The sequence below is a fragment of the Proteus hauseri ATCC 700826 genome (assembly GCF_001654965.1).
Taxonomy (GTDB): Bacteria; Pseudomonadota; Gammaproteobacteria; order Enterobacterales; family Enterobacteriaceae; genus Proteus; species Proteus hauseri.
The window spans coordinates 1-25917 of the sequence record NZ_LXEV01000029.1; the positions used below are offsets into that span (position 1 = coordinate 1).

18 protein-coding genes, 1 pseudogene and 1 CRISPR repeat array are annotated in these 25917 nt (G+C 36.8%); of the genes and pseudogenes, 5 read left to right on the plus strand and 14 right to left on the minus strand.

All coding sequences use genetic code 11. The features are described from left to right. The first annotated feature begins 248 nt into the window (after positions 1-248). Both M997_RS12635 and yfbR read left to right on the plus strand, forming a co-directional pair. Positions 249-1463, plus strand: coding sequence for a pyridoxal phosphate-dependent aminotransferase (locus M997_RS12635; protein WP_064720473.1), 1215 nt, complete (start codon positions 249-251; stop codon positions 1461-1463). Between the two features lie 134 nt (positions 1464-1597). Continuing rightward, a complete protein-coding gene (gene yfbR / locus M997_RS12640; RefSeq protein WP_004243705.1) occupies positions 1598-2179 on the plus strand; it encodes a 5'-deoxynucleotidase in 582 nt (193 codons plus the stop codon). A gap of 99 nt (positions 2180-2278) precedes the next feature. Here yfbR and M997_RS12645 read toward each other — a convergent pair whose 3' ends face one another. The 5 genes from M997_RS12645 to yfbV all read right to left on the minus strand — a co-directional run bounded on the left by M997_RS12645 (position 2279) and on the right by yfbV (position 7640). After that, a complete protein-coding gene (locus M997_RS12645; protein WP_064720474.1) occupies positions 2279-3712 on the minus strand; it encodes a hypothetical protein in 1434 nt (477 codons plus the stop codon). 189 nt (positions 3713-3901) lie between these two features. Next, complete coding sequence (locus M997_RS12650; protein ID WP_064720475.1) at positions 3902-5731, minus strand: SLC13 family permease; 1830 nt, start codon at positions 5729-5731, stop codon at positions 3902-3904. A gap of 109 nt (positions 5732-5840) precedes the next feature. Continuing rightward, positions 5841-6503 (minus strand): sugar phosphatase, encoded by a 663-nt coding sequence (locus M997_RS12655; RefSeq protein WP_064720476.1) that lies wholly within the window; start codon positions 6501-6503, stop codon positions 5841-5843. Between the two features lie 47 nt (positions 6504-6550). Then, a complete protein-coding gene (locus M997_RS12660) occupies positions 6551-7045 on the minus strand; it encodes a YfbU family protein (protein ID WP_064720477.1) in 495 nt (164 codons plus the stop codon). A gap of 139 nt (positions 7046-7184) precedes the next feature. After that, entirely contained in the window at positions 7185-7640 is a 456-nt protein-coding gene (yfbV, locus tag M997_RS12665; protein ID WP_064720478.1) for a terminus macrodomain insulation protein YfbV, read from the minus strand. A 393-nt stretch (positions 7641-8033) separates the two neighbouring features. On the opposite strand from yfbV, the gene ackA reads away from it, so the two are divergent. From ackA to M997_RS12680, 3 genes are all read left to right on the plus strand, one after another. Beyond that, positions 8034-9236: an acetate kinase gene (gene ackA, locus M997_RS12670; RefSeq protein WP_064720479.1), complete on the plus strand. Its 1203-nt coding sequence runs from the start codon at positions 8034-8036 to the stop codon at positions 9234-9236. A gap of 78 nt (positions 9237-9314) precedes the next feature. Continuing rightward, on the plus strand, positions 9315-11459 hold the full coding sequence (gene pta / locus M997_RS12675) for a phosphate acetyltransferase (RefSeq protein WP_064720480.1): 2145 nt from the start codon (positions 9315-9317) through the stop codon (positions 11457-11459). 233 nt (positions 11460-11692) lie between these two features. Beyond that, complete coding sequence (locus M997_RS12680; protein ID WP_064720481.1) at positions 11693-14092, plus strand: membrane-bound PQQ-dependent dehydrogenase, glucose/quinate/shikimate family; 2400 nt, start codon at positions 11693-11695, stop codon at positions 14090-14092. A 526-nt stretch (positions 14093-14618) separates the two neighbouring features. On the opposite strand, the gene alr is transcribed toward M997_RS12680, so the two are convergent. From alr to M997_RS12725, 9 genes and pseudogenes are all read right to left on the minus strand, one after another. Next, positions 14619-15842, minus strand: coding sequence for an alanine racemase (gene alr / locus M997_RS12685; RefSeq protein WP_064720482.1), 1224 nt, complete (start codon positions 15840-15842; stop codon positions 14619-14621). 367 nt (positions 15843-16209) lie between these two features. Further along, a CRISPR array of direct repeats spans positions 16210-17031; the repeat unit is 29 nt; unit sequence CGGTTTATCCCCGTGTATACGGGGAACAC. 58 nt (positions 17032-17089) lie between these two features. Beyond that, positions 17090-17387 (minus strand): annotated as a pseudogene (gene cas2e, locus M997_RS12690) (type I-E CRISPR-associated endoribonuclease Cas2e). Between the two features lie 2 nt (positions 17388-17389). Beyond that, positions 17390-18310, minus strand: coding sequence for a type I-E CRISPR-associated endonuclease Cas1e (gene cas1e, locus M997_RS12695; protein ID WP_064720483.1), 921 nt, complete (start codon positions 18308-18310; stop codon positions 17390-17392). Continuing rightward, the gene (cas6e, locus tag M997_RS12700) at positions 18311-18988 is read right to left on the minus strand and encodes a type I-E CRISPR-associated protein Cas6/Cse3/CasE (RefSeq protein ID WP_064720484.1); all 678 of its coding nucleotides are present in this window, start codon (positions 18986-18988) and stop codon (positions 18311-18313) included. It abuts the gene before it with no gap. Next, the gene (gene cas5e, locus M997_RS12705) at positions 18988-19725 is read right to left on the minus strand and encodes a type I-E CRISPR-associated protein Cas5/CasD (RefSeq protein ID WP_064720485.1); all 738 of its coding nucleotides are present in this window, start codon (positions 19723-19725) and stop codon (positions 18988-18990) included. Before cas5e ends, cas6e begins: the two co-directional genes overlap by 1 nt. 12 nt (positions 19726-19737) lie before the next feature. After that, positions 19738-20772, minus strand: a complete 1035-nt coding sequence (gene cas7e, locus M997_RS12710; protein ID WP_064720486.1) for a type I-E CRISPR-associated protein Cas7/Cse4/CasC — start codon at positions 20770-20772, stop codon at positions 19738-19740. A gap of 32 nt (positions 20773-20804) precedes the next feature. Then, complete coding sequence (casB, locus tag M997_RS12715; RefSeq protein ID WP_082918442.1) at positions 20805-21392, minus strand: type I-E CRISPR-associated protein Cse2/CasB; 588 nt, start codon at positions 21390-21392, stop codon at positions 20805-20807. Further along, a complete protein-coding gene (gene casA / locus M997_RS12720) occupies positions 21379-22977 on the minus strand; it encodes a type I-E CRISPR-associated protein Cse1/CasA (RefSeq protein WP_064720487.1) in 1599 nt (532 codons plus the stop codon). Before casA ends, casB begins: the two co-directional genes overlap by 14 nt. Continuing rightward, positions 22974-25664, minus strand: a complete 2691-nt coding sequence (locus M997_RS12725) for a CRISPR-associated helicase/endonuclease Cas3 (protein WP_064720488.1) — start codon at positions 25662-25664, stop codon at positions 22974-22976. The genes casA and M997_RS12725 overlap by 4 nt, the downstream gene beginning before the upstream one ends. Between the last annotated feature and the right edge of the window lie 253 nt (positions 25665-25917).

A 25917-nucleotide genomic window follows, 5' to 3' on the forward strand; every position in this document is an offset into this window, starting at 1 on the left:
AACATACAACCAATCTAACCAATACAATCAGTCATCAAAATAACATTCTAAGAATAAACTGACCTTTTACACCAAAAATTACCCAACATCTTCAAAAGTTTGTAACCTAAGAGTAGAGTGATAGAGCAGTTATTTTGCTGGGACAGCCTTTTCATTTGTATCTTTATATAGAGATAGCGAGATGAACAGAAATGTCACTATGTAGTCTCTATGTAAATATAAGTCATACCCTATTAGGTAAACGTGCTATGAATCAGATTAAAAAATCAAATAAGCTCGATCATGTCTGTTACGACATTCGAGGTCCGGTTTTGCAAGAAGCAAAGCGTCTGGAAGAAGAAGGTAATAAAGTATTAAAACTCAATATCGGTAACCCGGCACCTTTTGGTTTTGAAGCCCCTGACGAGATTTTGGTTGATGTTATCCGTAACCTGCCAAGTTCACAGGGCTATAGCGATTCCAAAGGACTTTTTTCTGCACGTAAAGCCATTATGCAACACTACCAAGCACGTGATATGCGTGATGTCACCGTTGAAGATATTTATATTGGTAATGGTGTTTCTGAATTAATCGTCCAAGCCATGCAAGCTTTGCTTAATGATGGCGACGAAATGTTAGTGCCGGCGCCTGATTATCCACTCTGGACAGCAGCCGTTTCTCTATCAGGCGGTACAGCCGTACATTATATGTGCGATGAGCAACAAGGTTGGTTTCCTGATTTAGATGATATCCGCAGTAAAATCACTAAAAATACCCGCGGTATTGTTATCATCAACCCAAATAACCCAACGGGCGCGGTGTATAGCAAAGATATTTTGCTGGAAATCGTTGAGATTGCCCGTCTACATAATCTGATCATCTTCGCTGATGAAATTTATGACAAAATTCTTTATGACGATGCAGAGCATCACTCTATTGCAGCAATGGCGCCAGATCTGTTAACCGTGACGTTTAATGGTCTATCAAAAACGTATCGTGTCGCTGGTTTTCGCCAAGGTTGGATGGTATTAAACGGTCCTAAAAAACATGCCAAAAGCTATATCGAGGGTTTAGATATGCTGGCATCAATGCGTTTATGTGCCAACGTACCGATGCAACATGCAATTCAAACAGCATTAGGCGGTTATCAAAGTATTAGTGAATTTATTCTGCCGGGTGGCCGTTTATATGAACAGCGTAACCGCGCTTGGGAACTGATTAATCAAATTCCGGGGGTTTCTTGCGTTAAACCTATGGGCGCGTTGTATATGTTCCCTAAAATAGACCTAAATCGCTTTAGTATTAAAGATGATCAGAAAATGATCCTCGACTTACTGTTACAAGAAAAAGTACTGTTAGTTCAGGGTACTGCCTTTAACTGGCCGCACCCAGACCATTTTCGTATCGTCACCCTTCCTCGTGAAGATGATTTAGATATGGCTATCCAAAAATTTGGTCGTTTTATTGCTGGTTATCATCAATAAAATTTATTCAGTTAAAATAAAACGCAGTATAACAATCAGTTATATTGCGTTTTTTATTTTCTCTTCTATTACCGTTTACATCATAGCCCTATCCCCTCACAATAATCACTTCAATCACGCAATTGGGAGATATTATGAGTTACTTTTTTGCCCACCTTTCTCGTTTAAAACTCATTACTCGTTGGCCTTTAATGCGTAATATTCGCCAAGAAAATGTTTCTGAGCACAGTTTACAAGTGGCTTTTGTTGCTCATGCTTTGGCGGTAATTAAAAATCGTAAATTTGATGGCAATGTCAATGCCGAGCGAATTGCATTACAAGCGATGTATCACGATGCCAGTGAAGTTATTACAGGTGATATGCCCACTCCTATTAAATATCACAACCCACAAATTGCCCACGAATATAAAAAAATCGAAAAATACGCACAGCAAAAATTAATTGAGATGCTACCAGAAGAACTGCAAGAAGATTTTCGCCCGCTGATTGATGAGCAATTACATAGTGAAGAAGAAACCTTTATTGTGAAACAAGCAGACAGCTTGTGCGCCTATTTAAAATGCCTTGAAGAGTTAGCTGCTGGCAATAGTGAGTTTAATTTAGCTAAAAACCGGTTAGAAAAAACCTTAGCCGAAAGACATAGCCCTGAAATGGATTATTTTATGAAGGTATTTGTGCCAGGGTTTAGTTTATCGCTAGATGAAATTAGTGAGTAAATAAGCGAACCATTTTTATAGAAAGGTGAGTGCTAACAATAATCACTCACCTTAAAAATTGAGACTGCAATTTAATTTTTATTGATTTAATAATATGAATCAATCTTCATTTTTCACTTTGTTTTCGTCAGAAGATATATTCTTATCATCCATATCTTCTATTTCTGTTTTATCTTCTATTTCTGTTTTATCTGTTATTTCCGTTTCATCTGCTATTTTTGTTTCACCTGCTGTTTCTATTCCTTCAGCTGTTTTTGTTTCATCTTCTGTTTCATCTTTTATTTTGTTTGCCTGTTCCAGTGCCAGTGCCGCTGCCACTGCCGCTGCCGGTGCCGCTTCATTTATCTTTTTTTCCATTTCCTTTATATTGTCTGCTAAAATCCTTACTGTATTAGATTCAAAACTGTTGATCAAACCTGCTGTTAATTTATTTAGTTTATCGACTTTGCTATTATCTTTACCAATAACTAAATTTCTTATTCCTTTCATACCTCTAATAAATACATTACTTCTATTAACACTTTTTACTTTCCCCGTAGCAAGCCTTATTATATCATTTCTATTTATTTGAGTTTTTTTCTTATCCTCTATTGTTTTGTTAATTGCCAAATTAACTTGCTCTAATCGCTGTTCTGATTTTAATGTGGTAGCAAAAGCTAATCCTGTGTCTTTTATCATTTTTTCAAAAATGCTTTCGGCTTGCTCTAAATTAATATGAATTTCAGCATAATTAATATAATTTTCAGCAACATTTTGGAAGATATCATGTATATTTAAATCACTTTCTTTTCTAACGATATTTTTATTTTTAAAATCATTAACAAGTTCAAAAAGATCTTCTATTTTTTTATCAATCTTATTTGATGTTATCACTTTTAATATATTTTTCTTTCTGTTAGTAATATTTAATTTATTTTTTATAGCGTCTGTATATACTTGGTACTTATTATTTAAATACTTCTTTACATCATAAACAGAACCATTCTTATCATTATTTTCTAATATATGAAAAATTATTGCCTCATCTGCATTTTGCAATTCTAATAAAATAGAAAAATCAGTCATTGCCTTTGATGATTTCTTATGAAACTCAGGTGCTAATGAGGTGAAATTATTATAATCCGATAATACCTGACTCGCAAAAAGTTCATTATCATCATGATTATCGGTCGGTTGAGTAAAAAAATCAGGATTATCAGTAACAGCCCGTTTTATCTGATCTAAATCATTTCTAACACTTTTAGTTATATTTTCATTGGATTCATTCTGAAAAATAAGGTTTTTATTATTCACTCTTGTTGTTAATTTACCTTGAATATTCCTTTCTATTTTTAACTCTTTTATATTACTAATTAATACTTTATTGGTTTCTTCTGATTTAACCATATCAGAAATAGCTTTAAATTCTTTAGTCGTATTTTCTACGCCATTTATCCCATCATGAATTGCATGAGATTCATTAGATTTATCAGGTTCATTAATTTCACTTACATTTGAAATGGATGCATGGTTATTTATTAGATTTACACACATTATATATTTCTCTCTTATTAAAATTATTTATTAACTCAACAATATGACTATACTTTTTTTTCTAAGAAAGATTTTTAAAAAACACACATCAATCAACAAGGAGTATATGACATATAAAAAATCATCGATAGATAAATAAAAAACGTCGTTTATTAATTAACAAACGACGTTTCAGCACAATATGTATATTTAGAAAGGAAATAATATTGGAATTAAGAATACACTAATAAACATCACAATAATGGTAAATGGCACACCAATTTTAATAAAGTCGGCAAACTTGTAGCCACCTGGCTCAAGAATTAGCGTATTAACAGGCGATGAAACTGGTGTCATAAATGCCGCTGATGCAGCAACGCCTATCACCATAGCGAATGGCAGTGGAGAAACTTCCATTTGATTAGCTGCTGCTATGGCTATTGGTGCCATTAATACCGCGGTTGCTGTATTGGAAATAAATAACCCAATTGATGCACACAGTATAAATAAACACACCAACATAACTTGAGGGCCAGCATTTCCTGCTACATCCATTAAACCATTGACTATTAATTCAATACCGCCCGTTTTTTGTAAAGCAGCCGCAAATGGCATCATTCCGACAATTAAAATAATACTTGGCCAATGGATAGACCGATAAGCGCTTTCCATATCAATACAACGGAATTTGCCCATTAATAAACAAGCAATTAATGCCGCAATAAAATTAGGGACTTCATTTGTCACCATTAATGCCACCATTAACGCCAACGAAAATAGTGCATGAGGTGCTTGTGATGATGCAGGAGCAACGGCTTCGACTTCAGCCGCTAAGTTAAGAACAATAAAATTACGTGGTTTAGTTGATAATATGCGGATTAATTTCCAATCCCCAATCACTAATAACACATCACCTAATCGTAAAGGCTCATCAACAATTTTACCCGGTAATGCTCCGCCTTCACGGCGAATAGCAACGACGTTTAAGCCATAACGCGTACGGAATTTAATTTCTCTTAATGATTTGCCTAATAACTCAGAATCTGGGTTCATCGAAACTTCAGCTAAACCAACATCACGAGATTGTTCAGAAAAATATTCACCGCGTAATACCATTGGTTCTAACATCTGTTCACGGCAAAATTCACGTAAATCGACGTCACTTGCCGACATATCGACTAATAGTACGTCACGTTCACGTAATTCCGTGCCCCCTGTTGCGCTGACCATGACTCGCCGAAACCGCCTCCAGCGCTCAATACCGACAACGTTTGCACCGTAACGAGAACGTAGATGTAATTCATCTAGTGAATGACCAACAAGAGGAGAACCTTTTCGAATAGCCAAGCGTCGAGCTCGTCCTGCTAATCGATAGTCACGAATAAGATCACGAAAAGTCCGGCGATAAGTCTCTTTTTGCTTACCATTATCATTATTTCCTAGCCACCGGCGTACCACCAGCATATACAGAATACCTGCAAATAATACGGCGATACCAATGGGTGTAATGGAGAAAAACTGAAAACTTGGTAAACCTTCTCTGACTAATTCACTGTTCACCACCATATTAGGCGGCGTCGCCACTAAGGTCATTAATCCACTAATCAACCCCGCAAAACCCAGCGGCATCATTAAACGACCAGGGGATGTTTTCATTCGCGCAGCAACACTCAGAACAACAGGAATAAATATTGCGACAACGCCCGTTGAACTCATAAATGCACCAAGACCGGCAACACATATCATCAGCAATACAAGCATTTTTATTTCACTACTGCCTGCAACCCGAACAAGCCAATCACCCATTTGATAAGCAACGCCTGTTCTTACTAATCCCTCGCCGATAACGAAAAGAGCAGCAATAAGTAATACGTTAGGATCACTAAATCCTACCGTGGCTTCATTTAATGAGAGTGTACCGCTAAGAACAAATGCGATGATGACAAGTAAGGCGACCACATCCATGCGGATTTTGTTGGTCGTAAAAAGGACAATAGCTATCAATAGCAGGCTTAAAACCCATAACAATTCGCTATTCAAAATGGCCTCGGTCAGCAATAAGTGAAAACAAGTTAAGACATCAATTCACTAGATTGATAAGTAGACCATTTTTGCATCTATAAGTCTTTTAGTAAGATCAAATAAATGATTAACTTTTGTGCTTTATAATCACTTTTTCAGCTTGCTTTTCGATTTGAATATCTTTTAATGAGTCAATAATTAAATGAATCTCATTACGACGAGGAAGTGTAACAGGGGCATGAACTGCAATGACCTGACAACCCGCATCTAATCCTGAGTAAATTCCAGCGGCGGCATCTTCAAACACCACACAATCTTGTGGCGATAAACCCAGTTTTTTAGCACCTAAAAGATAAGGTTCGGGATTAGGTTTTCCTTTATTAATGCATTCAGCAGTCACCCAATGCTTTGGCTCAGGAATACCAGTAACAGATTGGCGAGTTGACGCAATAGGTACTGTGCCTGATGTGACAATTGCCCAAGGAATATTTAACTCATTAAGGCGATTAATCAGTGCTATCGCACCAGGAAGTGGCGCTAAACCTTCCGTTTGGGTAGATTCTAATTTTTCTAGCCAGCGGAAGGTTTCTGTAATTTCTTGCTCACTTGCATTAGGCATAAAATGGCGAATCGACTCTATAGCAGGTTTTCCATGAATATAGTCATTGATTTCCTGTGTTGATACTCCCACTCTTTCACCAAACAAAGCCCAACAATATTCAACAACAGGTAATGAATCAACTAACGTACCATCTAAATCAAACAGAAAACCTTTACATGTGATTGACATTTTTTATCTCTACTTTGCAGTGATGAGCTAACTATTGCGCACTTATATTACGCATTTAGAATTTGTTGAATTTCAACTGCGCTTAAGTGGTATTGACGAGGACAAGCTAACCATACCGCTAACATTCTTTGGTATTTTTCCCACATTGGTGTTTGTGAGTTAAATCCATGGCTACCACTATCAAAATGGGTGTAACGCCCTTCTGTGTTTACCATAAAACGCACATAACTAAGATAGCGAGATTCTGTCGCAGCATCAAAGCCCATAAATGCGACACGGCGAATATCCATCATGTCAGACTCTTTTAAGTTGTCACGCGACACTTGTAGAGCATGATACATTTCCATGATGTTAATAATGGTACGGCAAGTCTCTTCTGACATTTCATCGAAGTCACGATCAAGCTCGCGTAATTGCAAACCATAGCCACGTTCGATAATTGTCTGATAGCGACGATAACGTTCAGCGTTATCAGGATCCATCATCGTCATCATTTTGTATTGATTAGAGAGGATCAGGCGTTGTGCGTGTGTCATTTCCATCATTATTCTCCAAAGAAATTATTGGCAGGATCATGGCATTAATCAAAACTATTGAGTAGTGCTAACTCGCCGTTTTTTGATCTCAACGGGGGTATTTGGTGCAAGCTAGAGGGTAAATCAAAGAAGTGAGACAAAACGTCTACACATCATCAAGAAAAGAACGATCTAACTGTTTAAAAGCACGTTTGAGCAATTTTGCCAAAGAGAGATATGTCGGCGTTTGTTCAACCGGTGCTAGTGCAATGCCGGCTTGTTCAAATTTAGTACGAATATCAAAAAACCAGCGTAGCAGCGTTGCAGGTAACGGTGTCGCGGCTCGTTTACCTAACCACCATAACCCTTGCATCGGCAAGCTACAGGCAAATAACGCGGTTGTAATCGCGGGCCCTAAGTTACCGCCTAATGCAATTTGCCATGTCATAGTAAAAATAGCGATAGGTGGCATATAACGAATACCAAATCGCGTTGCTTTTACCATTCTATTTTCAGGAAAAACAGGGGCTAATTGCTTTTCAACCGGCCAGGTTTTTAAATACTCATTACCCAAACGTAGCTTTTTAAAGAAGCCTGGGGGAGTGACTGTCGGCTCGCTCATAATGACCTCAATCAATTTCTTCTGTAACTTTTAAAAAATATCTATAAAGAATAAAAATCTTTTAGTAGAATTAAGTATATTTTGTCTTTGTTGCCTTTACTCTGTATCCTGTGCCCATTCTAAAGCTTTGTGGCAATAAAGCGCTATATTTTGTTTGCCGGCGTGATTTTCAACCCTTTTTCGCCGATTTTACTAAAGATCGTCATCGGGTGAATAAAAATCGTCCAATTAATGATTGGCAACTATAATTAGCATCAAGTTTTTCACTTTAAGCATGATGCGCGTCATTAATGTCATCATAGTAATGCGATAGGCTTTTATGATTGACGTTTTATTAACCACCGTCTTTATAATATAAAAGACACTACGACAACAAGATAAATAGGTAATTCCATGTCAAGTAAGCTGGTGCTGGTACTGAACTGCGGTAGTTCTTCTCTTAAATTTGCAATTATCAACCCAGAAAATGGTGAAGAATTCCTTTCAGGTTTGGCTGAATGCTTCAACCTACCTGAAGCCCGCCTGAAGTGGAAAATGGATGGTCAGAAACACGAAGCGGCTTTAGGCGCCGGTGCTGCCCATAGCGAAGCATTGAACTTTATTGTTAATACTATTCTGGCTGAAAAACCAGAGCTTTCTGCACAAATCGCATCAATTGGTCATCGTATTGTTCACGGTGGCGAGAAATTTACTAAATCTGTCATTATTACTGATGACGTTATTCAAGGTATCGAAGCAGCTATCCCGTTTGCACCACTGCATAACCCAGCTCACCTTATTGGTATCGAAGAAGCACGTAAAGCTTTCCCTCATTTAATTGAAAAAATGGTTGCTGTATTTGATACCGCATTCCACCAAACAATGCCTGAAGAAGCTTATTTATATGCACTGCCATACAGCCTATATAAAGATCACAGCATCCGTCGTTACGGCGCTCACGGAACTAGCCATTTTTATGTTTCTCGTGAAGCCGCTAAAATGTTAAACAAACCTGTTGATGAACTGAACGTAATCACTTGTCATTTAGGTAATGGTGGTTCTGTTTCTGCTATTGTTAACGGTAAGTGTGTTGATACTTCTATGGGGTTGACTCCACTAGAAGGTTTAGTAATGGGTACACGTAGTGGTGATATCGACCCTGCTATCGTATTCCATTTACACGACGCTTTAGGTATGAGTGTTGAAGACATCAATAAACTACTGACTAAAGAATCAGGTCTGTTAGGTTTAACTGAAGTTACTAGCGATTGCCGTTATGTAGAAGATAATTACGACACTAAAGCTGATGCAAAACGTGCAATGGACGTTTACTGCCATCGTTTAGCTAAATACATCGGTTCTTACTGTGCACTGATGGAAGGCCGTTTAGATGCAATTATCTTCACTGGTGGTATCGGTGAAAACGCAGCAATGGTTCGTGAACTTTCTCTGAAAAAACTGGCTCTGTTAGGTTTTGAAGTTGATCATCAACGTAACTTAGATGCTCGTTTCGGTAAATCAGGCACTATCACTACCGATAACAGCCGTCTTGCTGTTGTTATTCCAACTAACGAAGAGTTAGTAATCGCTCAAGACGCAAGCCGTCTGACTGCTTAAGTTTTTTGATGTACTGCCAGTTTTTACGCTGGCAGTACTGTTTTACATAACGAGCAACCGATATTTAAAGAGGTTTCCGTGTCCCGTACAATTATGCTAGTCCCAACAGATACACGCGTAGGTTTAACCAGCGTCAGCTTGGGTGTTATCCGTTCTATGGAACAAAAAGGCGTTCGCCTTAGCGTGTTCAAGCCTATCGCACAGCCTCGTGTAAAAGGCGCATTAGATCAAACAACGGCGATAATCCGCTCTCACTCCACAATTCAATCTTCAGAACCTTTAAATATGGATTATGTTGAGTCGCTACTCAGCTCAAACCAAAAAGATGTTCTGATGGAAGAGATCGTTGCTAGATACCATGAAAACACCGCTGATGCAGAAGTTGTTCTCATCGAAGGTTTGGTACCTATGCGTAAGCACCCTTTCGCTCAATCATTAAACTATGAAATTGCGAAAACATTAGGTGCTGAAATCGTTTTTGTTACTGCATTAGGTAACAACACGGCAGAACAATTAAAAGAACGTATCGAATTTGCGCGTGCTGAATTCGGTGGTGTTAAAAATCAAAATATTACTGGTGTTATCGTTAATAAACTTAACGCACCCGTTGATGATCAAGGCCGTACTCGCCCTGATTTATCAGAAATTTTTGATGATTCAACCAAAGCAACTATTTCAAATGTAGATTTACAAACCATCGAGAAAAACAGCCCACTTCCTTTACTCGGTTGTATTCCATGGAACTTTGATTTAATTGCTACCCGTGCAACGGATATGGCAAAGCACTTAAATGCGACCATCGTTAATAAAGGCGATATCGAAACACGTCGTATTAAGTCAGTCACTTTCTGTGCTCGCAGTATTCCACATATGTTAGAACACTTCCGCCCTGGTTCACTATTAGTGACTTCAGCGGATCGTCCTGATGTATTAGTTTCTGCATGTCTTGCTGCAATGAATGGCGTTGAAATTGGTGCTATTTTACTGACTGGTGGTTATCAAATCGATGCCCCAATCAAACAGCTTTGTGAACGTGCATTTGAAACTGGCTTACCTATTTTTATGGTTAATGCAAATACTTGGCAGACTTCTTTAAATCTGCAAAGCTTTAGCTTAGAAGTGCCAGCAGACGACCATGAACGTATTGAAAAAATTCAAAACTACGTTGCTCAACATATCAATACAGAATGGATTGATTCGCTGACTGCAAACTCAGAGCGTCCTAATCGTTTATCACCACCAGCATTCCGTTATCAATTAACTGAACTGGCTCGTAAAGCGAAAAAACGTATCGTTCTGCCAGAAGGTGATGAGCCACGTACAGTTAAAGCAGCCTCTATTTGTGCTGAACGCGGTATCGCAACCTGTGTTCTGTTAGGTGATCCTGAAGAAATTCGTCGCGTAGCCGCAGCGCAGGGTGTTGAATTAGGTACGGGTATCGAGCTCGTTAATCCTAAAGAAGTACGTGAAATCTATGTACCTCGTTTAGTTGATTTGCGTAAAAACAAAGGTATGACAGAAGTTGTTGCACGTGAACAATTAGAAGATAACGTGGTTCTTGGCACCTTAATGCTAGAAAAAGGTGAAGTTGATGGTTTAGTTTCTGGTGCTGTTCATACCACCGCAAACACTATTCGCCCACCACTACAGTTAATCAAAACTGCACCGGGTAGCTCACTGGTTTCTTCTGTATTCTTTATGCTGTTACCAGAACAAGTTTATGTTTATGGTGACTGTGCAATTAATCCAGATCCAACGGCAGAGCAACTGGCAGAAATCGCTATTCAATCTGCTGATTCTGCAATTGCATTCGGTATCGACCCACGTGTTGCGATGATTTCTTACTCTACTGGTAACTCTGGTGCGGGTAGCGATGTTGAGAAAGTACGTGAAGCAACACGTTTAGCACAAGAAAAACGTCCTGACCTGATCATTGATGGTCCTTTACAATACGACGCCGCTGTAATGGCTGATGTTGCTAAATCTAAAGCACCAAATTCACCAGTAGCGGGTAAAGCAACTGTGTTTATCTTCCCTGACCTGAACACGGGTAACACCACTTATAAAGCGGTACAACGTTCAGCTGACTTGGTATCTATCGGACCAATGTTACAAGGTATGCGTAAACCCGTTAACGACCTTTCTCGTGGTGCGCTAGTCGATGATATCGTCTACACCGTTGCATTGACTGCAATTCAAGCAAGTCAGCAAGAAAACGCATAATTATTGAAGTTTGCTTCAAATAGAAAAACGCCAGATAATTTTATCTGGCGTTTTTATTTCATAATTATCTTAAGTTATTTTATTTAAATAAAAATAATGAGCTGGAAATTAAATTATGTATATTTTTCTCTTAAAAAAGAGCGCAAATAGCACAATGAATCGGTAGATCTCTTAAATATTGTCTATTCTATTTATACGATGGTAAGTCTTCAATCCAAATAGGATATGGCATTATGAAAATATCAAATCTTTATCGATGGATAATATTCATTATATTCATTGCCTTTGGTCTCTACTTTACTGCTTTAGGCGGTTATTTAGTTTCATTAGGGGGATCACCTTTTTATCTTTTTACTGGTGTTATCCTTCTTATTATTGCTGCTTGTTTTTGGAAACAAAAAAAGCTCACATTGTTATTGTTTAACCTTCTCTTCTTAGCCACAATTATCTGGAGTATTTGGGAATCTGGATTTGATTTTTGGGCTCTTTCCCCTCGGCTAGATATTGTATTTATACTCGGCTTACTCCTGCTTCCTTTCCTCTCTATAAAAAATGCTTACGCTTGTCGCATAAATAAAATCAGCTTGCTGACTCTTTTGGCAGCGACATTAGTCATTATTTTGGGAAGTATGTTTACTGATCCACATGCTATTGATGGACAATTTAGCCGAAGTCAACCCGATGTTAATCACTCACCAGTAGGAATAAGTGATAATGACTGGCCTGCTTATGGTAGGACACAGGCAGGAGTTCGCTATTCACCACTGACTCAAATTAACAGCGATAATGTTGATAAACTGGTGGAAAAATGGACATTCCATACAAAGGATGAAAAAAGACCTGATGATGCAGTCGAAATAACAAACGAAGTCACGCCAATTAAAATTGATGATAATCTTTTCCTCTGTACACCTCATCAATACTTAATCAGTCTTGATCCCGCAACAGGTAAAGAAAAATGGCGTTTCGATTCTAAATTACAATACAACAAAAGCTTTCAGCATATGACATGCCGTGGTGTTGCTTATTATGATCAAAAAAATACAGCTGAATTTGCAAAAAGTATTGAAGAGCGTCAGCCTATCGCTTCAACTGAGTGTCCTCAAAAAGTCTTCTTACCCGTTAATGATGGTCGTCTAATCGCTGTAAATGCCCAAACAGGAGATGTTTGCCGTGACTTTGGCACTGAGGGTGAAATCAATCTGTTAACCTCAATGCCTTATGCGTACCTTGGTGGTTATAATCCAACGTCTCCACCTATTGTGACAGGAAATACAATTATTATTGGAGGTTCTGTCACTGATAACCTTTCGACTAAAGAGCCTTCTGGCGTGATCCGTGGTTATGATGTTAATAACGGTCAATTAATGTGGATATTTGATACTGGTGCTGAAGATCCTAATACCATGCCAGGTGAATCAACAGAGTTTGTTCACAACTCACCGAATGCATGGGCACCTTTAGCTTATGATGCTCAAACTGATGTGGTCTATATTCCAACAGGTGTTGGTACGCCCGATATTTGGGGAGGTGACCGTCACCCGTTAAAAGAGCGTTATGCAAATTCTATCGTGGCATTAAAAGGCTCGACAGGTGAGCTAGTATGGCATTTCCAAACAACTCATCATGATCTTTGGGATATGGATGTGCCATCGCAGCCTTCATTAGTCGATATTAAAACAGATAAAAATGAAGTTATCCCTGCTATTTATGCAGTAACTAAAACAGGGAATGTTTTTGTGCTTGATAGACGTGATGGTTCACCTATTGTACCCATCACTGAAAAAGATGTTCCGACCACAGTGAAATTAGGGCCACAAACACAAGGTGAACATTATTCATCAACTCAGCCTTTTTCAGCACTTAATTTAGCGCCAGAAAATAAGTTGAAAGAGTCTGATATGTGGGGCGGCACAATGGCTGATCAGCTGTTATGCCGTATCGCTTTTAATCAACTCAATTATGAGGGGATTTATACGCCACCATCAGAAAACGGCACCCTCGTTTTCCCTGGAAACTTAGGTATTTTTGAATGGGGCGGGATCTCGGTTAACCAAGATAGACAAGTCGCCGTGATGAATTTTATTACGCTACCTTTTATCTCAAAACTCTATTTAAAAGATCCCAATGATAAAAATGTAATAGAAGGTGGTCACGGAGAACAAGGTTTACAACCTATGACAGGAACACCTTATAGTGTTGATATTCATCCTTTCTTATCACCACTAGGTTTGCCTTGTAAACAGCCGCCTTGGGGCTTTGTTGCGGGTGTCGATTTAGAAAAAAATCAACTTGTCTGGAAACAACGTTTCGGCACTATTCGCGATAGTCTACCTAACCTTATGGAACTTCCTCCATTAAAAATTGGCGTTCCTGGACTAGGAGGAGCAATATCTACAGCCGGTAATGTTATGTTTGTTGCCGCTTCACAAGATAACTATATTCGAGCTTTTGATGTCACAAACGGAAAAATGTTATGGGAGGCGCGTCTGCCTGCTGGTGGGCAAGCGACACCGATGACTTATTCTATTGATGGCAAACAGTATATTGTGATTATGGCTGGTGGACATGGTTCATTTGGAACCAAAATGGGTGACAGCTTGGTTGCCTATGGACTACCTGATAACCAATAACTATTTGTTTTTACTTATATAATAGGCCATAAAGAGGCAACTAAATAATCAGTTGCCTCTTTCTTTTTAAGACATTAAACCTAAGAAAATCACCTTTAAATTCTATTGGTTTATTTTCGTTATTTTATTCGCAAAAGATAAGAATCAAGTGAGTTTCGATAGGTATGTAGGTGAATGCTTGGATCATTTTATTTCAAGCATTTGCAAGAGCCAAAAAGACGAAAACCCCAGTTCCTATTTAACTAAAATGCGAGACAGTCTTAATGCCATACAACATCAATTTTTCTTCTTTATAAAGAAGAGCCAAAAGAAATGACTAAATTTGCCCTAATAGAGCTGATGGCTATATGTATTACAGCACTGTGTTTATCATCACTTAGGCATGAAAGATTATGTTCTTTCAATATTCGTTGTCGTCATACAGTGGTTCAAGCGACTTTACCTTGCGATAAATAGCTTTGTGGGGAAATTTTCCCCCACAATTTTTTATAACATGTTGTTTCGTTTGGTGAACAAGTACCCTGCTTTAATCAACTAATCCCCGTTGATTAGTTGCGCCCCATAAAATCGACATCTCAGTAAATAGTGCACCACTGATATCTTCAATTTCTTCTGCGGTAATTTCGCTATTACCTTGCTTGCCAAAGAACACAACTTCATCACCCGGCTGAATATTTTTAATATCAGTAATATCTACAATTACAGTATTCATTGATGTTTTGCCCAATACAGGCACACGTTGCCCACCAATTAAAGCATGTCCTGCATTACTAAATACACGGCGATAACCATCTGCATAACCTACAGGAATATTCGCTAAAACAGAGTCACGTTTTAAGGTATAAGTACGATCATAACCAACTGTATTACCTTTCGGATAATTATTGATTGAAGCAATGGTCGATTTAAATGTCATTACGCGTTTGTAATCTGTACTCGCGATAGTATCACCATAGAAAATACCACCAACACGAACCATATCTAACCATGATTCAGGAACCGTAATGGTTGCAAAGGTATTTGCCATATGCAGTGTAATATTGTTACGGTTTAACCCTGTTACATCAATTACCTTCTGTGATTGCTGTTTAAAACGAGTAAGATCTTCTCTCACTTTATCAGCATCTTCTTCTGGGTAATGAGACATAATGCCAACCACTTTTAGGTTGGATAATTGCGCGATTTGCTGCGCTTCTTCAAGCCCTGCTTGGTTATTTACTTCTAAGCCATTACGTGACATACCACCCGAATTTAACGCCAAATGAATTGGGATAATTCTATTTTGTTGTTTCGCAATAGTATCTAATCTTTTTGCCATATCGAGATTACCAATCAGCTCTTCTACATCATAAGCAGTGGCTTGAGACATCTCTTGCTCTGTTGCGTTACGAACTCGCATTAAACGCCCTTTAAAACCTAAATCACGTACTTCTTTTAACTCTTGGTTATTGGTTACACCAATACATTGCACATTGTTTTCAATCATTACGGGGGCAACAAGTGACAAATCGTGACCATAAGCATCTCCTTTTAATACCGCACAAAGAGAAGATTTATCGCCTAGCAATGATTGGACTTTTTTCACATTAAAATCAAGTGCACTACGTGAGATTTCAATCCATGAGTTATTAACAATCACAGGTTGAACCTGCGCTGTTTGTGTTACAGATGGATTGTGATTAATAGGTTGTTGGCAAGCAGTGATAACCAAAAGAGGTACCAACGCAAGATATCGTAAACCAAAAGACATCTTATTTTTCCTTAGTGATTGTGATGTAAAACCTTGAACCAATTATTTTGTTGTAATTAATTAGGCACGAAAATATACACACAGTGAATATTCACCAAGAATAATAAGTATTTTTATTCATAAAATAAACATATAAATTCACTTGTTACTTTTTTAAAATAAATGTGTCTATTTCTTTAAAAAACAAGACATAAATGGATTTATCGTAATTTTATTAGAATAATTAGTTAGTTTTTCATTATCAGCTCTAGATATTAAATTAAGCTATCAATGACAAAAAATGGAGATAAGGGTTGTAAGTAACCAAGGAAAGAAAATAGGACTTAATGAGAAAAGGATATCTCTAATTTTGATTTCTATATAAATGTGGTTTATCCCCGTATATACGGGGAACACCCGCCTCAAGATTGGGATGATCAAGAAATACCCGGTTTATCCCCGTGTATACGGGGAACACAATGCGGTAGTCACCAACGATAGAAACTGTTTCGGTTTATCCCCGTGTATACGGGGAACACCAAGGGCTATCAGCACAGCAAACAGACCAGAGCGGTTTATCCCCGTGTATACGGGGAACACTAGAAAATATGGCTGAACTATCGAGGTTAAAACGGTTTATCCCCGTGTATACGGGGAACACTGATGAAGCCAAAAGATTATTTGGTGGTAGACCGGTTTATCCCCGTGTATACGGGGAACACATTACGGGGGTAATAAACGTCCTGGTCAGTATCGGTTTATCCCCGTGTATACGGGGAACACACTACCCATTGTTGGAATGCCACGAGCACGTGCGGTTTATCCCCGTGTATACGGGGAACACGGTTGTATCTCTCTCACAATCCGTAAACCATCAGGTTTATCCCCGTGTATACGGGGAACACATCATCTTGCTTCATGATGTTGTCGTATTCTTCGGTTTATCCCCGTGTATACGGGGAACACATATACCACAACATTTTATGATGGTTCTGGTACGGTTTATCCCCGTGTATACGGGGAACACACACCATCAAGCATTGAAGCCCATCAAACCTACGGTTTATCCCCGTGTATACGGGGAACACCCACCAGATAAACGACAAAGAGACCTCGATAACGGTTTATCCCCGTGTATACGGGGAACACTCATCATTTATGTGAAAAAATTAGTCAGTATGCGGTTTATCCCCGTGTATACGGGGAACACTCTAAATATATCCGATTGATTTAAATAAATAAAAAAACATTTTTATTTCTACCAACTATTATTCATCATCTTCTAGCGGTTTAAATAACACTAATCTTAAGCCATCAAAGTCAACAGGTTCACGGCGATTTTCTCCATATGTTTGAAAATCAAAGCCTGATTCAGTATTTGTTCCCCATGCCATAACTACATTACCATTTTCAGCTAACTCATTGATTTTTTTGCCAAATCATTTCTCTTATTCGTGAGGAAACATGACCTATATAAACACCAGCCCTAACTTCTAATAACCACACCGCTAATCGCCCTCGTAATCGAGGAGGTACAGATTCAGTTACAACCACAATCATACTCATTGCTATTTTTCTCTATGGCCTTCATCACCAAAAGGCCGCGCTTGGGGAATTGCAGGAGGTTGAGCATCGGAAGGTGGCTCCGGAGGAAAAATTTCTCCAGCCGAAAGAATCTCTTCGATTAAAGGGATCAGCTTATTTAATGTTTGATGTTTACGAAATGCTTCTCGACAAGCAATGCGAACTTCACGATCAGGAGAAATTGCTTTATATGATGCAATCTTAAAAGCAACAGGTACCACGGTATCAAACTTTATAATATCTGCAATATCATAAACAAATGAAAGTGGCTTTCCTGTATGCAAAAAACCTATTGCTGGTGCATAACCTGCGGCCAAAATAGCGGCTTCCGTTACACCATATAAACAGGCTGTGGCCGCACTAATACAGCGGTTAATAATATCTCCCGCTTCCCAATCCTTAGGATCATAACGTCGACCTTTCCAATCAACGTTAAATTCTTTAGCTAACATTTGATACTGTTTTCTAACTCGCGCCCCTTCAATTCCTCTTAGCTGATCAATACTACGTTTTAATGGTGCAGCCTCTCCAAAACGAAGCTCAAACATTTTACGTACAACTTTTAACCGTAAATCATTATCTAGGGCTAATTTTGCTTGATAAAGTAATCTATCAGAACGAGCGCCACCGGGTTGTCCAACAGAATAAAGTCTAACTCCTGCTTCACCCACCCATATTAATAGAGTGCCCGTTGTAGAAGCTAATTTAACCGCTGCATGGCTAATACGAGTTCCAGGCTCAAGTAAAATACAGGCTAATGAACCAACCGGAATAAGCATCCTTTCGCCATTAACTTCATCGATAACAACAAATGCACCATCTTTTACATCGATTCTTCCCATCCCAATAAAAATCATTGAATGCCTATCTTTAATTGGAATCGGTTTTAATGGAATAAACGCCATTTAAATAATCCTAATTAGCATTAATCCACAACCAAAAGCTTTTGCTCTACCAAATCCTTGTTGATATTGTTGCCAAAATAGCGTTGGATTTTCTATTGTAAGCGTACCTTGATAATCAACAGAAGAAAAAGCCATTATTTTTCCTGATGCTTTTTTAATACGTTCAGGTGTATATGCTCTAATATCTGGTAAATGATTTAGTGAGATCCCCCACTTATTTAAACGCTCTTCAGAACTTATCCAATTTAATGCAGCTTGTTGCATTAAATTTTGAATATCGTCTTTATTATAATTATTATCACTTAATTGAGCCTGCTTTTTAGCATGCATAAGCACATCATGACGATGTCGTTTTCCTTCTTTATCTGTAATACAAACCGTAGGGTTTGCTCTTAAAGAAAAAGCTAATTTCATTTTTGTATTCAATTTAGGTAAAAAAGGTTTGGTTTCTATTTTAAAAAAACGATGTTGAATAGTGGGTGCTACAGAAGAAAGTAGATAAAAAATAGGTATTCCATTTTTCTCTATTTCTACTCGATATAAAAATGAACGTTCAGATTCCTCAGTAAATAATTGCCACAATAACTGATGAATCGCATATCCAGCCTGCTGTTCATTGGTTAGTAATGAGTGTAAGTAATCAGAAGACCCTCTTATCGTAACCCTAGATAAGTACATTATTCACCCTCCTTTTTTACACTCATTTGGTACATTTCGCGTTGACGAAATTGCCAGTGCTGCCTATTTACCGGTTCATCCCACGGGTGCAAAGTCATTATATTTTTGCCAGTAATATCTTGGCTATTACCTTCCCAATAATAAGTTACCCATCCATCTGAGCTAAACCAAAAATTATCTGCTTTATCAGAAGACATAATTGCGGGAAACGTTGTATCTAAAGCTTCTCGTAATTGCTCAGTTTCTACAATTTGAGGCATCATTGGTAAAGATAATGGGCAAGCTTTACGACCTAAACTTAATATATAAGTAGGCATTAGTAATGCTGTTTTAAGTTGTTCTAATGTGTATTTTGAATGTTGAGTTAACTTAATTGCAATAATCCATACAGCATCACATCGATAATCTCGATTAGATAAAACAGTATTCAGATCTTTTTCAGCTAATTCGCTACGTCGAGTGGAATGTATTATATTTTTGCGTGCAGAAGGTACTTGAGCGGTATGAAAATCTCTCAATAAAGTACTGGGTACAATCTGCTTTACTGCTACTAAAATACTTTGCTGCAATTGAACGAGTGATTGTTCATCTTCTCGCTTAATTCCCAATGCTGCGCCAAGAAAACCTAAAATAGCTGAACGTGATGGCGCAAGCCCAGTTTGCCTATCGCCACCAACAGCAGGTAATCCCCAACTAGCAAGAGGCCCATAAAGTCGAAATACGAGATATTCAGCCATAATATCTCCTTATTATTCAGCGACAAATTGCAATAATTCAGAGAGCGAGCCTTCGCCTTGCGCAACATTTAACTGGTAACGAGAATCCGCACAAGCACCATAAACTTTATCAAAATTTTCCATACGTTGATTTAATGCAGTGATTGCAGAAAACTCCATATCTTCATCATCAATAGGCTTTAAAAATGCCACAGATAAAGAGCGAGGCTGATAATTCCCTTTCTCTGCTAAAACATAACTAGCGTAGGCACGGGAGGCAAAACTATTTTGTTTACCTGTTGGAGAAACTTTAATAGCAACTTCAGTTAAAGCTTGAATGGCTTTATTTGCGAGCTCTTCATTTCCCTCTAAAGATTCAATTAACTGCGTTTTATTAATACAGATATAACTATAAAAAAGTGCAGCGGCAAATCCCATTTCACCAATATGAGCAGATCCTGTATCTGTTTTACCATCATTTAAATCATCTACCGCCGTAAAATAATCATCTTCAACAACCGCACTATGAACACTAATTGCATGAGCAACTTGGCAAGCAGCTTCAACATTATATTTTGGGGCAGATGCTAACATTCGACCAAATAATGCAATATCTACAGATGTTTTAGTTAATTTTAAATTATCTAACTCTTCTTTTGTTGGTTCCCTCTGTTCTTCAATAAGTAATTTTATTAAATCAAATATTTTCTCTTTTTCAAAATGACTTATATGAACAAGCTGTTCAGTTTCAATACTGTCTTTTTTTAATTTGCCATATTGATCAACCATCAACTCTGTCCACTTTTTAGCATTTTTTTCAGTAATACCGCCCTTAACCAATTCATCATAAATTTGTAATCCAAATTGCTTAGTACGGATCCCTATATTGCCAGAAAGTGCAGTATCGAATAATTCAGAAGTTCGCCAGTGACGTTTTAAACTTTGTGAACTTATTCTTAAACGCTCAAATCCTCCCATTCTTGCAGTTTTTGGTCGACCTAAGTCATCACGATTTAAATTAGAAGGGGCATAAGAAGTAAGAATATGTAATTGAATAAATTGGCTCATTGTCTCTATCCTTTTTAACTTTATTAAAATGTTTAAATCGCTGCTTGATAATATTTCATAGCCCACTCAACAATAATTTGCTTATTGGTTTGAACAGAGCGTATTTTTTGCTTTTCTAAAACCCATTTTTCAATATCTTTACTCATTAGTAAGACATCTGTTTTCCCTTTAATTTGAATTAAAATTCGTCTTAGACGTCTTATAAATTCATCATGGGTACGCGAGGATTGAAGCTGTAAAAAGCGTGACTCACTAATTATTGATTTTTTGCTGTCATCTTTTTCACCCGCCACCGTAGCAAAATGTTTATCACTATTTTGAGTAATATAAACCAACACCGCTACAATAGTTGCCCAACGCTCAATATCTTCAGTTTTGGCTTGATTAATTAAATCAGGAGGAAAACTAAGCCACAAAGAACGGAACCCTTCCGTTAGCATAATCGCAGTAATAGATTCGCAACGCTTTAGCTCTGCTTTATATCGGCTAGGTGCTGGTGCAATACCTTTTTTTCTTAATTCATCTGGCGATAAAAATAGACTTTCCCACCACCGTAATACGATAGTTTGTAATTCAGGATGGCTATACAGAGTAATATTATCTGATTTATAAAACCCCATGTTCTTCTCCATTTTTTTTAGTGATTTTAAAGTCTGTAACAAAGCTTTTTATTTTTTTATTACCATAAAGATCTCTGACTAAATTTTGTCTGGCCTTAATAGTTCCACTTATTGCTTTTTGGGTTCCTAATGCAGATAAGGCATATTCATCAAAGATCGAAAAACAAATATTTCTTATACTATTTAGCCAAGACTTAGCTTGTTCAGGCGTTAAAAAATCATCTTTTTTTGTTTGTTCAATAATATTTTCTACGGTGTTAAAAAATATATTTTCGCTTCTTTGCCAAAAGGTTAAATCAATAAAGCTAAGATCACCTTTTATATCTTTAGGTCGATCAAACCATGCTGCTTTTATTTGATTTCTTAAACTTTTCAAACATTCAACTGTCAATAATTGAATAAGTTTTATTTCATTAATTATTTTATTATGATAATTATCTTCCACATGAAAAATAGGCATTTCTAAAGCATACCATCCTCGTGGTTTCATATTATCCATGTCGTACCCAAAGATAAGTAGCCGAGGTTTCCTCGTTAATTCTAATAATTGATACAGCTTTAAATAATGACTAACAACCGTGGCACATTTTTGCCCATTTTCACTACTTGATAATAGCAATCTATCCCAAAGATTATAATGAATTCCTCCCTGCCTTCCTTTTATTGAATTAGGGAGAGTTTCAGGCTTTTTAGGATCCCAATAATATGGTGTTAATGGATGTAACCATCCTTCTTGATAATCTAAACCGTAATTTTTAGTTAAATAGTATTGAACGGTAATATTGCTATGTTCACCGCTAATTTGGCAAGTTGCAGACTTATTTTCTACTTGTAACCTTATTCTACGAGGCATTGCCCAATACATATAGAGAGGATGAACATCATTAGGGTAAACTTTTTCTCCCATTCCCTCTTTTAAATTAAGTGGGCTCAACCAAGGGAAAACACTACCATCACGAAAATTAGGATCATCATATTGCCAAAAATCACGATTAATAATATTTAGCCATAATTTTTGCCATAATGTAGAATTCTCATCAGTGGGTAGTATTAAGGTAGTTAAAGGTCCTCCGCCTCTTAAACCAACTCTATGACCTTGTCCTCCACTTGGAGCATTTATTTGTAACGTAAACAGTGCCAATACTGCCATTTCTAATGACATTACATCGGCAACACCCCGTTTAATAAAATGATCAGTATTTTGTTTTATTCCATTTTCACCCGGTGCATCAATTAATAATTGAGCTATAGATATATTCTTTTGCTCTTCTAATGAAGAAAAATCCTGCATAAATAAAGGCGCATCACCTGTTACATTAAAAGCATGGGCGACTTTATCAAATGCTATTTTTAATTTTTCATTTGAAGGTGGCGTTTCAAAATACGCTTCCCATTCATCTTCATCTTCTGGCGCAAATACCGTTTGCAACAATCCAATTGCAAATTGATACGCAGCACCTTGAAAATCGGCTCTATTTAAAGAAAAGTCGATAATATCAGGATGAGAAATAGCTGAGATAGGAAGGGTTTTAATATCGCCATTACGAAAACGAAAAGGCAACCAAGGTTGATTAATAATATTCATGACAATTCCTGTCTTTCACTAAAACCGATTAGAGGATCATATTGATAATGAGTATCTTCTTCAGGGATCCACAACTGTAAATATCGTGTTTGTGGATATTGATTATTTATCTTTTCTTTTATATTTTCAGTTACAGTAGCAAGCTTATCAGCATATTTATGCTTCGCAATTTTCACTGTACTTAATGCAATAGAAAAATGGGTATCTTCTACCCAAGGAATATAATTATTTTCTACTTTTTTGAGTAAAAGAATATTTGCAATCTCAATATCACTATATCGCGTACTGATATCATAGTGATCTTCTGTCCAGAATTCGGAACTTTCTTCACTGTAACCTTTATTTAGTTTTAATAGTTGAATTTTTGCTTTTACTATTTTTGCTTTTTGTTCACCTAAATTATTATTTTCTTGTCGAATTAACGACTGTGGAATTTGATCATAAGCATTATCACTATAAACCGATTCAATTAATTGCCGTGCTTGTTGCGGCATTTTAATTTCACCTAATTGAATTAGGCTTTTTAATGTTAACCACAAACGACCTGGAGAACGATACACAGCCTCGGTTGATGAAAAACGTTGTGAAAGCCAATTACTTGGTGGGTCGTTAGTAAATAAAGGGGCATGTAGATATAAAATAGGCGCTGTACGTTTATCTTGTCCTGTTGGTGTATAATCACCAGTTACTGTGCGTGTATGTCGATGTAGTCGCCCTGAGCGTTGAATAAGATCATCAATAGGACAAATATCTGAAATCATAATATCTGCATCGGCATCTAAGCTTTCTTGAAAAACTTGAGTAGCAATTAATACTGCGCCTTTTCTTTGTTTAGCGGTACTCAATTTTCCAAAAATATTTAATACTTGTGCTTCACGTATTTTTCTATCTTGTAATGTAAAACGGCTATGAAATAATAAACAATTATCTCTATTTTCAGGTAATATTTTATTTATATCATGGTATGCTTTTATCGCATCATTAACGGTATTTCTAATCCAAACAACGCAGTTTCCATTCTTTATTGCATTTATTATAATATGGATACAATCTTGTTCTTCATTTATTATTTCAACTTTTACTTTTCGACTAACTTCTTTTCTACTTTCTAAAGGATATTCCATCTTTTTGACTTCTGGAAAATAAGTTAAGTGTGTTGCTAATGGAAAATTTTTTGACTGTATCATTTGTGGTGGTTGATTAAGTGCATCAAACCAACTATTAATAATTCGTTGTCTTTGTTTAAGTGACAAAGTTGCCGTTAATAAAATGACAGAACCACCTTGATATAAATGCGCCGATAATAAATGTTCAATAATTTCAAACATAAATTCATCTGCTGAGTGAATTTCATCAAAAATGATAACTTTTCTATTTAATCCTAATAATCTTAAAGATTGGTGCCTTCGAGGTAGCATAGCCAATAGCGCTTGATCAAGAGTTCCAACACCTATTGTTGCTAATAGTGCTTTCTTGCGAGAGTCTGATAACCACTGATAACATTGGGCTGATGCGGTGTTATCTTTGCTATTATATTGTTCGTTACCGTCTCGAATTATACTTGTAAATTGTTCATTCATAATGCTAGCACCATGAGCAAGTACAATACTTGGTGCTTGGCTATTTTTATCGAATATATTCGTATAATAATTGACTATTCTTGAGAACATGGCATTTGAAGTTGCCATAGTAGGTAAACCAAAATAAAATCCATCAGCAGCATCAGCTTCCATTAATCGATGAGCTAATGTTAATGCAGCTTCTGTTTTTCCTGCACCAGTCGTATCTTCTAATATAAAAAGTTGGGGATGTTCATTTATTGGTACTTTTTCAGCCCATTGCTGTAATGGGGTCGGTTTATAACCAAAATGATGCTCAACGGAAATAAAAGGTGATATTTGATAATTTCGATTAAAACCACTGGATAATATGGCCTTTTCAGCATTCTTTAAAGTTAATCGCCAATATTCAGATAATGGCATTTTATTTTTATAATAGGGGAAATATTCATTATTTGAACCAACCCAGTCAGAAAGTGTTGCCATTCCAGCTAGAAGCCATGATATCTGTTTTAATCGCCCCATCCATTCTTTATTATAAAAAAGCTCCGCTGAAATATTTGGATTAAATAATGTAAAAACATCATAAGAAAAATTAACAGCTGCAATTTCATTATTTTTATGGATAAAATTTTCCATATAATCAATATCATTTGTATTAATTGGCTTACCGTGATGCCCTAATACTGTTTCAATAATTACCAAAAAACCTTTTGATAGTTTACGTTGATTATAATCCCTATCAGGTATTATTAAAGAGAAAATCGTTTGTTCTATTTTTTTCCAAAAATAATAACCCAAACGATCATGACGATAATTTTTTCCATCGTAAGAAAATCTACTTTCAGGAACTTGGTTTTTATCGATGATATTTTGATTAATATATTGAAATGACGATGAAAACTTACCGATATCATGAAGAGAAAGTATTAATAAAAATAATTTAGAAAAGCTTTTGGGGCTAATCTGCAAAAAATTAGCAATATCTTTTACTATCTTTGTATCTGCTGAAAATAATATTGCACCAACAGCAGCCACATCGAGACTATGATAAGGAAGTAAGTGATAATATTCATTATTATTATCTGATTTAAATTTACCCCAATAATTATAATAGTCTGTATTCATATCTACCTAATCACTAATTTTTATAATTTAAAGTCTATAATGAATAGCAACTATTTTCTTAATTTAATACTTAAAATTAGATCTTCCCCTGTTTATATTTTTAGAACTCAGTTTATGTATAGCCCAAAAACCTTCTGGATGTGATTATTTTGTTAAAAAACACTTAATATAATTATATTGTGTAACAATTTAATTGTCCCCGTATATACAGGGAATACCTAAAAATTATTGCTGTTAAAAAAGTGATCCGCGA

Coding starts and splice junctions, on each gene's coding strand:
- alr (WP_064720482.1), bottom strand. CDS start 15,842: ATGTCTTTTGGTTTACGATATCTTGCGTTGGTACCTCTTTTGGTTATC.
- cas1e (WP_064720483.1), bottom strand. CDS start 18,310: ATGGCGTTTATTCCATTAAAACCGATTCCAATTAAAGATAGGCATTCA.
- M997_RS12645 (WP_064720474.1), bottom strand. CDS start 3,712: ATGTGTGTAAATCTAATAAATAACCATGCATCCATTTCAAATGTAAGT.
- M997_RS12660 (WP_064720477.1), bottom strand. CDS start 7,045: ATGGAAATGACACACGCACAACGCCTGATCCTCTCTAATCAATACAAA.
- cas6e (WP_064720484.1), bottom strand. CDS start 18,988: ATGTACTTATCTAGGGTTACGATAAGAGGGTCTTCTGATTACTTACAC.
- M997_RS12725 (WP_064720488.1), bottom strand. CDS start 25,664: ATGAATACAGACTATTATAATTATTGGGGTAAATTTAAATCAGATAAT.
- casB (WP_082918442.1), bottom strand. CDS start 21,392: ATGGGGTTTTATAAATCAGATAATATTACTCTGTATAGCCATCCTGAA.
- yfbR (WP_004243705.1), top strand. CDS start 1,598: ATGAGTTACTTTTTTGCCCACCTTTCTCGTTTAAAACTCATTACTCGT.
- yfbV (WP_064720478.1), bottom strand. CDS start 7,640: ATGAGCGAGCCGACAGTCACTCCCCCAGGCTTCTTTAAAAAGCTACGT.
- M997_RS12680 (WP_064720481.1), top strand. CDS start 11,693: ATGAAAATATCAAATCTTTATCGATGGATAATATTCATTATATTCATT.
- ackA (WP_064720479.1), top strand. CDS start 8,034: ATGTCAAGTAAGCTGGTGCTGGTACTGAACTGCGGTAGTTCTTCTCTT.
- M997_RS12655 (WP_064720476.1), bottom strand. CDS start 6,503: ATGTCAATCACATGTAAAGGTTTTCTGTTTGATTTAGATGGTACGTTA.
- cas7e (WP_064720486.1), bottom strand. CDS start 20,772: ATGAGCCAATTTATTCAATTACATATTCTTACTTCTTATGCCCCTTCT.
- casA (WP_064720487.1), bottom strand. CDS start 22,977: ATGAATATTATTAATCAACCTTGGTTGCCTTTTCGTTTTCGTAATGGC.
- cas5e (WP_064720485.1), bottom strand. CDS start 19,725: ATGGCTGAATATCTCGTATTTCGACTTTATGGGCCTCTTGCTAGTTGG.
- M997_RS12635 (WP_064720473.1), top strand. CDS start 249: ATGAATCAGATTAAAAAATCAAATAAGCTCGATCATGTCTGTTACGAC.